Below are 11,466 nucleotides of genomic sequence, written 5' to 3' on the forward strand. Positions count from 1 at the left end.
GTACCTCTCGGCTGATGGCTTCAACGGCATCAAGCTGACGAGCGCCGAGGTCACCGAGTCCGTGTACAACGCGGCCCCGACTGGACTCGACAACAACGCCAAGTTCGAGCGTCTGTCGCAGAAGGTCTCGATCAGCCAGGACGAGTACAAGGCTCTCCAGGTTGCCAAGGGCGACGGCAAGTTCCTGGGCTCGCTGACCGTGACCAAGGACGCCAACGGCGCCGAGACTGCTTGGTTCAAGCAGCAGTTCTTCGTGAAGAAGTGGGTCAAGACCTCCGTCAAGGAGATCTACTTCGTCCAGTACTACTTCATCGTCTCGGCAGTCGACCGCGGTGCCCTGGGCTCCCAGGTCGGCGGCCAGGGCTTCGCGTGGAACCAGAAGACCGGCCAGCCGGTCTTCGCGTTCGGCTACCCCGCGGGCCCGCACCTGGACGGCAACAAGCCGTTCACCGGTGTCACCATGAAGTGGTGCTACGACAAGAAGCCCAGCGGCAAGACCGTTGTGGCGCCGAAGTTCAAGGTTGAAGAGCAGTACGCCATCAAGTGCGTCTTCACCGGTGGCGCCAGCGGTGGCCCGCTCCTCATCAAGTACAGCAACGCCAAGCGTATCGGTTTCGTGAACGGCGTCGTGAGCCTGGCCCACGACACCAACAACGACAAGCGCTACGACACCATCTCGTCGCCGTACTTCGACGGCGAGGCCGCCACGATCTACAACACCGCCGCGAACAAGTGGTCCGGTTCGATCGTGTCCAAGGACGGCGTTGTCATCGCCAACTAGTCTCTGGCGATCGTCCTGAGCGAGGGGTAACCCGAGTTCAAAAGTTTCAAAGTTTCATCGCAGGGCCCGGCTTCGGCCGGGCCCTGCGCCTTTGTGTCCGGCCTCGGAGTGTCCGGCCTCGGAGAACGTCTCGGCGTGCGAACGCCTCGGCGTGAAAACGCAGGTCGGCGTGGTGGAAGGTCAGGCGTAGGCGGGTGTCTGCTCCCCCGCGCGGGAACGCAGGGCGCAGACCGCCGCGGTGTCGGCGTAGGGGTGCAGGCGCCTGCGCAGGTCGGTGACGTGGCTCTGGATGCGAACCGAGTTGAGGCCGGCGGCCAGCTCAAGGGCTTCGGTGGCGACGCCGCACGCTTCCTCGATCTTGCCGCACTGCACGAGACCGGCGGTGAGCAGGGACAGGTTGAACATCTTGCCCCTGACGAAACGGTCGTCCATCTCCAGCGAGCGCTGTGCGTGCCGTACCGTCTGGGGGCCGTCGCCCAGGTCGCGGAAACATTGGGCGAACTTGGCCGACAGGTAGGCCTCGTCGAAGTAGGCGATCCAGCCGGGCTCGTCGCGTGGCGAACGGCGGCCGAAGGCAGTCTCCGCCTCGCGCAGGGAGCTGCCGCAGGACGGTCCGTCACCGAGGACGGCGTGCGCGTGTGCCTCCAGGACATGGGCCTCGGCCAGCAGGGAGTCGATGCCGGAGCGACGGGCGGAGAGCTGGGCGGCGCGAGCCAGATCGAGGGCGTGCGCCGGTTGGCCGATGTAGATGGCCTGGTGGCTCATGCCCGCGAGGATCTCACCGCCCAGCCCGTGGTCTCCGGCTCCCCGAGCGAGCCGGAGCGCCTGGATGAGATAGCGCTGGGCCAGACCGTGTTGCTCCAGGTCGTAGGCCATCCAGCCGGCGAGCCTGGTCAGCTCGGCGGCGGCGGAGGCCAGCTCCCGCCCGGTGGCTTCGCTGTAGGAGCCCTCGTTGAGGAGCGGCCTGACCGCCGTGTCGAGATACTGCACCACGGCGGGACGAACGCGCCCGCCGCCGAACCGGTTGTCCAGCTCGCCGAACGACCGGGTCACCTCGCGGATCGCCGCGATGTCGGCCCTGCCGACGCCTCGGCCGCCCATGCCCGACAACCGGTTCTCCGCCGGAAGCGTCAGCCATCGCACGGCTCCCGACGCACCCGCTCCGATGGCGAAGGTGGAGTCGAGCAGGAACCTGCGTCTCTCCACGTCCGCCCGCCACAACGCCGTCACGGTCGCGACCCCCTCCTGCCACGTATGCGAAAACTCCTGCCCAAGGTCGAGGGGGGTACAGGTGACCGGCATGCCCAGGTCTTCGGAACTCACCGTACGGCCCAGCCGTAGTGCGAAGATCTCTGCCAGCAGTCTCGGCACGGGGTCCCGTGGACGCTGGCCACCGAGCCAGCGCAACACCGAGCTGTGGTCGTATTTCAGCCCTGCCAGCCCCCGGGCCGAACCCAGGTCGTTGAGCCGCCTGGCCAGGCACTTATGGGAGAACTTGGATTCGGCGATGAGACGCTGCAACAACCGATTGGGCCCGCGTTCCATCGCTCACTCCTCCCCAAGCGCGCGAACGGATTGCCCACACGCCACCCCGCGAAACACACGGTTCCACCATGGTTCTGTAACGGAGGGTTCTTGTTATAGCACGTTGAGTAATAAGCTTTCTGGGTTTCCCAAAACTTGGCCCAGGACACACGAAAAGTGCCCTCCCCGGCAGGGAAGGGCACTTTGAGGAGGAAGTTACCGGCGGGCCACGCCGTCGGCGCGCGCCTGCTCGGACACCGCGGCGATCACCGCGGTGGCGACCCGGGCGTCGAACGGGCCGGGGATGACGTAGTCCTCGGAGAGGTCGTCGCCCACCACGGCGGCCAGCGCCTCGGCGGCGGCCACCTTCATGTTCTCGGTGATGGTGGAGGCTCGGACGTCGAGGGCGCCGCGGAAGACGCCGGGGAAGGCCAGCACGTTGTTGATCTGGTTGGGGAAGTCGGAGCGGCCGGTGGCCACCACGCGCGCGTGCCGGCGGGCGACCTCGGGCTGAACCTCGGGCGTCGGGTTGGACAGCGCGAAGACGATCGAGTCGGCGGCCATCGAGGCGATGGCCGCCTCGGTCACGGTGGAGCCGGACAGGCCGATGAAGACGTCGGCGCCGGCCAGCGCCTGCTCGGTGGAGCCGGTGAATCCGGTGCGGTTGGTGTCGGCCGCCAGGGCCCGCTTCACCGGGTTGAGGTCGTCACGGTCCGCGTGGATCATGCCCTTGGAGTCGGCCACCGCGATGTCGCCGATGCCCGCGTTCAGCAGGATCCGGCTGACCGCGACCCCGGAGGCGCCCGCGCCCGCCACGACGGCTCGCAGCTCGCCGAGGGAGCGGCCGGTGAGGCGCGCGGCGTTGCGCAGCGCGGCGAGCACCACGATCGCGGTGCCGTGCTGGTCGTCGTGGAAGACGGGGATGTCGAGCAGGTCGCGCAGCCGGGCCTCGACCTCGAAGCAGCGCGGGGCGCTGATGTCCTCCAGGTTGATCCCGCCGAACGAGGGCGCGAGCCGTACGACCGTCTCGACCAGCTCCTCGATTCCGGTGCAGTCGAGGCAGATCGGCACGGCGTCGACGTTCGCGAACTGCTTGAACAGCAGGGCCTTGCCCTCCATCACGGGCATGGCGGCGGCGGGGCCGATGTCGCCCAGGCCGAGGACGGCGGTCCCGTCGGAGACGACGGCCACCACGTTGGACACCCAGGTGTAGTCGTTGACGAGTTCCGGCGTGTCGGCGATGGCCGTGCACACTCTGGCCACACCGGGGGTGTAGGCAAGGGAGAGGTCGTCGGCGTCGCGTACCGGGACGGTGGAACGGACCTCCAGCTTCCCGCCGCGGTGCAGCGCGAAGGCCGGATCGAGATCGAGGGTTTCGAGAGAGACGGATGATGGCGTGACAGCCACAGAGACCCCTGTAGTGAGGCGGACGGATCCTTCGGTGGACGCCGAGCAGCGAAAAGGCCCGGCTTCGGTAGCCGCCAGGGTCCCCTCGCCGGAACGGTCGTCTCTTGAGGGGTACGGGGGTCACCCGTGGCTCGATTGTGCCACATGTTGAAACGACGGCGAGTCTCGGTAGCGACTCCGTTTCGTTGACGGTCTGTTAACCGCCCGGTACAGCGGACGGCCAAGCGCACCATAAACTGCCCGTTAACGGACGAATACGGCTCAAACTCATATGAGGAGGCCAACCATGGCTCCCTGGACCAAGCGGCCCCGAGTGCCCATGATCGGCGCGATGGCGGTGGCCTCGGCGCTGCTGCTCGCCGCGTGTGGCTCCTCCGGCGGGGACGAGAACACCGCCGCCACGGCCACCGCGCCGGGCGGCGTGAAGCTCGTCAACAGCGGCAAGATCACCACGTGCACGAACGTTCCCTACGAGCCGTTCCAGTTCAAGCAGGGCGAGAAGGTCGTCGGCTTCGACGTCGACATCGTCGATCTGGTCGCCAAGAAGCTGAACGTCACCCAGGAGATCATCGACATCGACTTCGCCGCCATCAAGAGCGGCGCAGCGCTCAATGCCGGCAAGTGCGACGTCGCCGCGGCGGGTATGACGATCACCCCGGAGCGCCAGCAGAACATGGGGTTCTCCGTCCCCTACTTCGACGCCACCCAGGCGCTGATGGCCAAGAAGGGCAGCGGGATCACCTCGCTCGAGGACGTCAAGACCAAGAACCTCAAGCTGGGCGCCCAGGCGTCCACGACCGGCCTCGAGTACGTCAAGAAGCAGGGCTTCTCGCCGATCGAGTTCGCCGACTCCCCCAAGGAGTTGCTCGGCCTCCAGACCGGCCAGGCCGACGTGATCGTCCAGGACCTTCCCGTCGTGCTGACCTGGCTCAAGAAGCCCGACGTCGCGTCGAAGTTCGAGATGGTGCTCAGCCTCGACACCGGCGAGCAGTACGGCATCGGCATGAAGAAGGACAACACCGCGCTGAAGAAGGTCGTCGACGAGGCCATCGAGACGGCCAAGTCCGACGGCACCTACACCGCCATCTACAAGAAGTGGTTCGGCACCGAGCCCACGCCCGCCCCTTCGGCGTCGTGAGCGCATGAGCGAGCCCGTAGCGGCCCTCCCCCAGCGGGGAGGGCTCAGCCCTCGCAAGAAACAGCGGATCAGCCGCGGCATCCAGTACGCGATCCTGATCGTCATCGTCGTGGTGGTCGCCCTGCTGGCCGACTGGCCGGCGATCATCAACTCGTTCCTCAACGTCGAGGTCGCGGGCGAGACCCTGCCGACCCTGTTCACCGTCGCGCTGCGCAACACCGTCATCTACACGGTCACCGCCTACGTGGTGGGCTTCGTCGTCGGCATGGTGCTCGCCCTGATGCGCCTGTCGTCGGTCGCCCCCTACCGGTGGATCGCGGCCGTCTACATCGAGATCTTCCGCGGCCTCCCGGCGCTGGTGGTCCTGCTGATGATCGCCAGCCTGCCGCTGGCCTTCCCGTGGCTGCAGATCCCCGGCGGCGTGTACGGCCAGGCGGCGCTGGGCCTGGGCGCCGTCTCCTCCGCCTACCTCGCGGAGACGTTCCGCGGCGGCATCCAGGCGGTGCCCAAGGGGCAGATGGAGGCGGCCCGCTCGCTCGGCATGCCGTACATGCGGGCGATGGTCTCCATCGTCATCCCGCAGGCGCTGCGGATCGTGATCCCGCCGCTGACCAACCAGCTCGTCTTCCTGTTCAAGGACTCCTCGCTGGTGCTGTTCCTCGGCGTGACGGCCGCGCAGGTCGAGCTGGCGAAGTTCGGCAACGACGTGGCGTCCACGTTCGCGAACCCGACGCCGCTCATCGTCACCGGCGCGACCTATCTGCTCCTCACCATCCCCCTGGGCTATCTGTCGCGCAGGATGGAGGCACGCCAGTGAACCACGCCGTAGAGATTCGCGGCCTGCACAAGTCGTTCGGGTCGAACAAGGTGCTCAAGGGCATCGACCTGTCCGTGGAGCCCGGCCAGGTCGTCTGCGTCATCGGGCCCTCGGGCTCGGGCAAGTCGACCCTGCTGCGCTGCGTGAACCTGCTGGAGCAGCCCACCTCGGGCAAGGTCTTCGTCGGCGGGGTCGAGCTGACCGACGAGGACGTGGACATCGACGCCGCCCGCCGGGGCGTCGGCATGGTGTTCCAGCAGTTCAACCTGTTCGGCCACCTGACCGTGCTGCGCAACATCACCATCGCGCAGGAACGGGTGCTCAAGCGTAGACGCCCCGAGTGCGAGCGGATCGCCAGGCACAACCTGGAGCGGGTCGGGCTGACCGAGAAGGCCGACTCCTATCCCGCGCAGCTCTCCGGCGGGCAGCAGCAGCGGGTGGCGATCGCCAGGGCGCTGGCGATGGACCCGTCGCTGATGCTGTTCGACGAGCCGACCTCGGCCCTCGACCCCGAACTCGTCGGCGACGTGCTGACCGTCATGCGCAAGCTGGCCGAGGACGGCATGACCATGCTGGTGGTGACGCACGAGATGGCGTTCGCCAGGGAGGTCGCCGACCGGGTGGTCTTCATGGACGACGGCATGGTCGTGGAGGACGGGCCGCCGAGCCAGGTGATCGCGAATCCGAAGCACCAGCGGACGAGGAGTTTCCTCAGTCGTGTGCTGAACCCCACACACGTGGACTGAGCGTGTAATACTCGTTATCCCGAGTCATCTCTTACCAGGGTTGCACGTGGATCTGATCTCCTATGCAGAGCTGGCGGTGCTCCTCATCAACGGGCCCGCCCGGCTGGACAGCCTCGAAGGCGTCCGCACACTTCTCGACGAGTCCGGGAGGCAGGCGGACGCCCCCCGGGTCACCCGCGCCGACCTCGACGCGCTGCGCGAGCTGCGCGACGAGCTGATGACGGTCTTCGAGTCGGCCGCCGCGGGCGACGAGCACGACGTCGTCGACCGGCTCAACTCGCTGCTCATCCGTCACCCGGTGCATCCGCAGATCTCCGGGCACGACGGGGAGAGCTGGCACATGCACCTGACCGAGGGCGGCCGCGTCGCCGACAAGTACGCCGTGGGCGCGGTGATGGGCCTGGCCACGCTGGTCACCGATCTCGGCGTCGACCGGCTCGGGGTGTGCCAGGCCGCGCCCTGCCGCAGGGCGTTCCTCGACACCTCCTCCAACCGCTCCCGGCGCTACTGCTCGGAGCGGTGCGCGAGCCGGGCCAACGTCGCCGCCTACCGGGCGCGCAAGCGGAAGGTCCCGATCGGCCAGTAACGCAGCACGACCCGGCCGACCAGGAGGCGGGGCGGCACCGGGCCGAAGTCCCAGCTGTCGCGGCGGCCCGGCGCGCGCTGGTTGTCGCTCTCCAGCCACCAGCCCTCGTCGGTCCGCCAGGCCGCCCGCTTGACGATCAGCAGCGACTCGTCGCCGGGGAGCCGGGCGACCACCACGTCGCCCGGCCGCACCGGCGCGGCCCGCCGTACGAACAGCCAGTCGCCGGGGCGGAGTCCCGGCGACATCGACTCGCCCTCGACACGAACCCTCACGGTGGCGGCCCCCCTTTGGGCGAGAGGTGGATCAGGACGAGTAAGGTCGGTCGTGGACCATGCTGTATCAGCATCAAGGAAGGACTTTTCCGATGCTCGCACGACTGCTGCGACCCAAGCACGTGGCATCCGCGCACTGCGATCTGCCGTGCGGGGTCTACGACCCGGCCCAGGCGCGTATCGAGGCCGAGTCCGTAAAGGCGATCATGGAGAAGTACGCGGGCAACGAGGACCCAGTGTTCCGTTCCCGGGCTCTCACGATCAAGGAAGAGCGGGCCGAGCTCGTCAAGCACCACCTGTGGGTGCTGTGGACCGACTACTTCAAGCCGCCGCACCTGGAGACGTACCCGCAGCTGCACCAGCTGTTCTGGGACGCCACCAAGCTCGCGGGCGCGGCCGGCGCCAAGGGCACGGTCGACGTGGCCAAGGCCGAGGACCTCCTCGGCAAGATCGATGAGATCTCCAAGATTTTCTGGGAGACCAAGGCCGCCTGATGACGGCAACACAGGCCCCGTGTGATGACAACTCACACGGGGCCTGACCATTTTCTCTTGATCGCGAGTCTCAGACCACCATCAGGTCCCTGAGGGCGGTAAGTTGCAGTCAGCGGCAATACACGCCAAGGCGTGAGGAGGAACGTGACCGAGGAAACCGAGACGCGGACGGAAGGCATGGCTGGGATTCGCGACGTGGTCAGCGTCAGGCTGCCTGCGGCAAGCGCCTACCTGTCCGTTCTGCGTACGGCGACCGCCGGCTTGGCGGCGCGGCTTGACTTCACGCTCGACGAGATCGAGGATCTGCGGATCGCGGTCGACGAGGCGTGTGCCATGCTGCTCACCCAGGCTGTGCCGGGCACCGATCTGACGGCCGAGTTCGAGCTCACCGGGCAAGAGATGCAGGTCAGCGTGGAAGTCAGCACCGTGGGGAGTACGGCTCCCAAACGGGATGACTTCGCCTGGATGGTGCTCACCGCGCTCGCCGACGAGGTCGACGCGGTGACCGACTCCCCTGACCGCATGGCGATCGTGCTGCGCAAGCGGCGAGGCGCGGCGAGGCCGGCGTGACGGAAAGGACTCGTGCCATGGCCGCCGGCGACCACGCGGTGCCCGACCGGGTGCGCGCGCGCACGCTCTTCGCGGAACTGGCGGAGTTGGCCCCCGACGACTCACGCAGGCAGCGCATCAGGGACGAGCTCGTCGAGCTCCACCTGCCCTTGGTCGAATATCTCGCCCGCCGCTTCCGCAACCGCGGCGAATGGCTCGACGATCTGACCCAGGTCGCGACCATCGGCCTGATCAAGTCGATCGACCGCTTCGATCTCGGTCGCGGGGTCGAGTTCTCCACCTATGCGACGCCGACCATCGTCGGCGAGATCAAGCGCCACTTCCGTGACAAGGGCTGGGCCGTCCGCGTCCCGCGCCGCTTGCAGGAGCTGAAGCTCTCGCTGACCAAGGCGATCAGCGAGCTCTCCCAGCGCGAGGGCCGCGCGCCGACCGTCGCCGAGCTGGCCGCGCATCTCCAGATGACCGAGGAGGAGGTGCTTGAGGGCCTGGAGTCGGCCAACGCCTACTCCACCGTCTCCCTCGACGCCCCCGACTCCGGCGACGACGACGCGCCCGCCGTGGCCGACTCGCTCGGCATCGTGGACGACTCGCTCGAAGGGGTCGAATACCGTGAGTCGCTCAAGCCGCTGCTTGAGCGACTGCCACCGCGGGAGAAGCGCATCCTGCTGCTGCGGTTCTTCGGCAACATGACGCAGTCGCAGATCGCCACCGAGCTCGGCATCTCCCAGATGCACGTCTCCCGTCTGCTGGCCAGGACCCTGGCCCAGCTCCGCGAGGGCCTCACCGCCGACGACTAGCCGTGGGCTGTTCACCGGTTCGAAGACGTCGTCGCACGTTCAACCGACGACTAGTGCGGTGTCCACAACCTTTCGCCGTGGTCCAAGCGGCTCCTGACATCGGCGATCACGGCTCCCGGAGCCGGTGAACGTCACCGGACACCGCACCAGCCGTGGGCTGTCGCCGATTCAGTGACGTCGTCGCACGTTCAGGCGTCGTCGCCGTACAGAATGCGGGTCGTGGGCGGGGCGAGGAGCCCCGCCAGCCCGACCAGCGCGACGGCGATGAGCGGGATGCCGATCGCCGGCTGACCCGACTGGATGACGGTGCCTCCCACGGGGAGCGCGAAGATCTGGGCCAGCACGCCGGGCGCGCGGCTCCATCGTTCACCGGTGACCAGGCCCCACACCACCCAGAGCAGCCCCGCGCCCACCAGCAGCCCGAAGACGGCGACTCCGGCCGACGTCGTGCGATCCGACGGGGAACCCACCACGGTCTGCACCGCGACGAAGCCGCCCAGCACCAGCGCGGTGAGCCCTTCCAGCGCGACGGCCACGGCGGCTGCGAGCAGGCTCAGCGGACGATTGAACACATCCGGTGAGCCTACCCCGTGGGTCTGCCGCCCGGCACAAGGGCTCCGCCGATGTCCGGGGGCGGGCAGGAGGCGCCACCCGCCGACCGATCAGCCCGATCAGCCCGATCAGCCCGGGAGGTCGGCTCCCAGGTGGACATCGATCTCGCGGGACACCTGTTCGATGCGCTCCTGCACGAAGCTCGCGTCGAGCGCCTTGGGGAGCTTCGCGGTCTTCGCGTCGACCTCGCTCATGATCGCCTGGGCCTGGCGTTCGGCGTCCCGCTGAGCGGCCTGGATCGCCCTCCCGACCTCCAGGGCGAGGACCGCGAAGTCGAGTCGCATGCCGCGCGGGGCGATGAGGAGTTCCCGCAGCTTCCCGTGACCGTCGGACACCGCACGGACCAGCCCGTCGGCGCCCTCGCCCCTACCGGTGACCTGCCCGAGCCGGGCGTGCGCGGCACGGAGACCGCGCACCACGTCCTCCGCCTGCGTGAGCAGGTGGTCCAGGTATTCACGGTCTTCCTGCATGGACGACGGTCGCAAGCGGCCCTCCGATCCGGTCGGTCCCGACACCCTTCCAGGGTGGAGTGTCACCGAGACGATTCGGTGACGTCAAGCACTTGCAGATTCCTCGAACTGTGCGCCGGGGCCGTCGTTCGCTGCCTAGCGTGCCTGAGATGGACCAAAGTTTCGGGGTGAACCTGAGCTCCTTGGAAACCGGATCCGGCCGGCTGGCGCAGCAGGCCGAGCAGTGCCAGGCGGTGTCCCGGCAACTGGCGACTCAAGGGCTCGGCGGGTCGTGGGGGACGGACGGGCTGATCGCGCCGTTCGTCACGGCGTTCGTGGAGTGCGTTCAGGCCGGGGCGCGCGCGGTGTCCGTCAACGGCGCCGCGCTCGACACCACGGGGAGCGGCTTGCGGGACACGGTCGCCACGACGGGAGCCGCCGACGCCGCCGCCAGGAGTGCCGTCGAGGCGCCGGGGACCGCGTCATGAGCACGCCGCCCTTCATCGAGGAACTCGCCCGGCTGGCCGGCGTCAACGTCCTCGACGTCGAGCTGGACAACGTGGTGACGGACGCGAACGCGATCCGCGCCGCCGTCCCGAGCATGGCCATGATGGCCGAGCACGCCGACCTCACCATGGGCCGGGCGACGGAGGAGTACCAGGGGCAGTCGGCGACGGCGCTGGCGGAGAACTGGCAGGAGGTCGGCGGCAGCGGGGGGCGGCTGCAGCAGACCGGCGCCGCGATGAACGTCCTGCCACCGGTGACGAACGGTTTCGCGTCGGTGGCCTCCGCCGCCAGGCTCGCGGAGATCACGCAACTCGTCGAGCTCGCGACCACCCTGAAGGTGGCCATGGGAACGGGCGCGGCGGGGGCGGGCTTCGCGGCGGGCAAGGTGGCCTTCTCCCGCCTGGCCATCCTGCGGATCAAGCACACCTTCGAGCGGGGTGTCGCCACCCGTCTCACCCCCGCGGTCCAACGCATTACCCGGCGGTTCGAAGAGCTCGGCGAACAGGTGGCCGGCCCGCGAGGCGGCCTGGGCAACCTCGCGCCGGCGGGGGGCGGGGGCCGCAGCCCGTACGAGATCAGGCCGCTGCAGGCCGCCTCCCCCGGGAATCCCGGCATGCGCACGAACATGGGGTGGGGCAGGAAGGACAACACCGGGAAGTTTCATGGCGACATTCCCGACACCACCATCGGCACGACGGCTGCTGAGAGGAGACGGCTGGCCAAGGAACTCCGCGACAGTATCAAGACAAGGGAGGAGGAGGACGCG

Annotated in this window: 15 protein-coding genes; 10 read left to right on the forward strand and 5 right to left on the reverse strand. The window is 68.3% G+C overall.

Features of this window, described 5'->3' with window-relative positions; genetic code table 11:
• On the forward strand, positions 1-781 hold a 781-nt coding region (locus MBA17_RS48760; protein WP_475395196.1), incomplete at its 5' end, for a trypsin-like serine peptidase.
• A 180-nt stretch (positions 782-961) separates the two neighbouring features.
• Here the strand turns inward: MBA17_RS48760 and MBA17_RS48765 are convergent.
• Both MBA17_RS48765 and MBA17_RS48770 read right to left on the reverse strand, forming a co-directional pair.
• Positions 962-2,326 carry an NsdA family TPR-like regulatory protein gene (locus tag MBA17_RS48765; protein ID WP_238505791.1) on the reverse strand — a complete coding sequence of 455 codons (1,365 nt, stop codon included), beginning with the start codon at positions 2,324-2,326 and terminating at the stop codon, positions 962-964.
• A 195-nt stretch (positions 2,327-2,521) separates the two neighbouring features.
• Entirely contained in the window at positions 2,522-3,712 is a 1,191-nt protein-coding gene (locus MBA17_RS48770; RefSeq protein WP_238505792.1) for an NAD(P)-dependent malic enzyme, read from the reverse strand.
• A gap of 286 nt (positions 3,713-3,998) precedes the next feature.
• Between MBA17_RS48770 and MBA17_RS48775 the strand changes: the two genes are divergently transcribed.
• The 4 genes from MBA17_RS48775 to MBA17_RS48790 are packed head-to-tail and all read left to right on the forward strand — an operon-like array spanning position 3,999 to position 6,999.
• Positions 3,999-4,850 (forward strand): ABC transporter substrate-binding protein, encoded by an 852-nt coding sequence (locus MBA17_RS48775; RefSeq protein ID WP_238505793.1) that lies wholly within the window; start codon positions 3,999-4,001, stop codon positions 4,848-4,850.
• 4 nt (positions 4,851-4,854) lie between these two features.
• The gene (locus MBA17_RS48780; RefSeq protein ID WP_238505794.1) at positions 4,855-5,667 is read left to right on the forward strand and encodes an amino acid ABC transporter permease; all 813 of its coding nucleotides are present in this window, start codon (positions 4,855-4,857) and stop codon (positions 5,665-5,667) included.
• Positions 5,664-6,413: an amino acid ABC transporter ATP-binding protein gene (locus MBA17_RS48785; protein ID WP_238505795.1), complete on the forward strand. Its 750-nt coding sequence runs from the start codon at positions 5,664-5,666 to the stop codon at positions 6,411-6,413. Before MBA17_RS48780 ends, MBA17_RS48785 begins: the two co-directional genes overlap by 4 nt.
• Positions 6,414-6,459: 46 nt before the next feature.
• Positions 6,460-6,999, forward strand: coding sequence for a CGNR zinc finger domain-containing protein (locus MBA17_RS48790; protein WP_238505796.1), 540 nt, complete (start codon positions 6,460-6,462; stop codon positions 6,997-6,999).
• Here the strand turns inward: MBA17_RS48790 and sodX are convergent.
• Positions 6,960-7,400 (reverse strand): nickel-type superoxide dismutase maturation protease, encoded by a 441-nt coding sequence (gene sodX / locus MBA17_RS50155; protein WP_274387111.1) that lies wholly within the window; start codon positions 7,398-7,400, stop codon positions 6,960-6,962. The genes MBA17_RS48790 and sodX overlap by 40 nt on opposite strands.
• Here sodX and sodN point away from each other — a divergent pair.
• From sodN to MBA17_RS48810, 3 genes are all read left to right on the forward strand, one after another.
• A complete protein-coding gene (gene sodN, locus MBA17_RS48800; RefSeq protein WP_238505797.1) occupies positions 7,364-7,765 on the forward strand; it encodes a superoxide dismutase, Ni in 402 nt (133 codons plus the stop codon). The genes sodX and sodN overlap by 37 nt on opposite strands.
• A gap of 144 nt (positions 7,766-7,909) precedes the next feature.
• Complete coding sequence (locus tag MBA17_RS48805) at positions 7,910-8,335, forward strand: ATP-binding protein (RefSeq protein WP_455432998.1); 426 nt, start codon at positions 7,910-7,912, stop codon at positions 8,333-8,335.
• A 17-nt stretch (positions 8,336-8,352) separates the two neighbouring features.
• The gene (locus MBA17_RS48810; RefSeq protein ID WP_238505798.1) at positions 8,353-9,132 is read left to right on the forward strand and encodes an RNA polymerase sigma factor SigF; all 780 of its coding nucleotides are present in this window, start codon (positions 8,353-8,355) and stop codon (positions 9,130-9,132) included.
• A 188-nt stretch (positions 9,133-9,320) separates the two neighbouring features.
• Here the strand turns inward: MBA17_RS48810 and MBA17_RS48815 are convergent, their stop codons facing one another.
• Positions 9,321-9,704 carry a hypothetical protein gene (locus tag MBA17_RS48815; protein ID WP_238505799.1) on the reverse strand — a complete coding sequence of 128 codons (384 nt, stop codon included), beginning with the start codon at positions 9,702-9,704 and terminating at the stop codon, positions 9,321-9,323.
• Between the two features lie 108 nt (positions 9,705-9,812).
• Entirely contained in the window at positions 9,813-10,214 is a 402-nt protein-coding gene (locus MBA17_RS48820; protein WP_238505800.1) for a YbaB/EbfC family nucleoid-associated protein, read from the reverse strand.
• Positions 10,215-10,363: 149 nt separating this feature from the next.
• On the opposite strand from MBA17_RS48820, the gene MBA17_RS48825 reads away from it, so the two are divergent.
• Positions 10,364-10,681: a hypothetical protein gene (locus tag MBA17_RS48825; RefSeq protein ID WP_238505801.1), complete on the forward strand. Its 318-nt coding sequence runs from the start codon at positions 10,364-10,366 to the stop codon at positions 10,679-10,681.
• On the forward strand, positions 10,678-11,466 hold a 789-nt coding region (locus MBA17_RS48830; RefSeq protein WP_238505802.1), incomplete at its 3' end, for a hypothetical protein. The genes MBA17_RS48825 and MBA17_RS48830, both read left to right, overlap by 4 nt.

This window comes from Dolomitihabitans soli (assembly GCF_022213955.1).
Classification (GTDB): Bacteria; Actinomycetota; Actinomycetes; order Streptosporangiales; family Streptosporangiaceae; genus Streptosporangium_A; species Streptosporangium_A soli.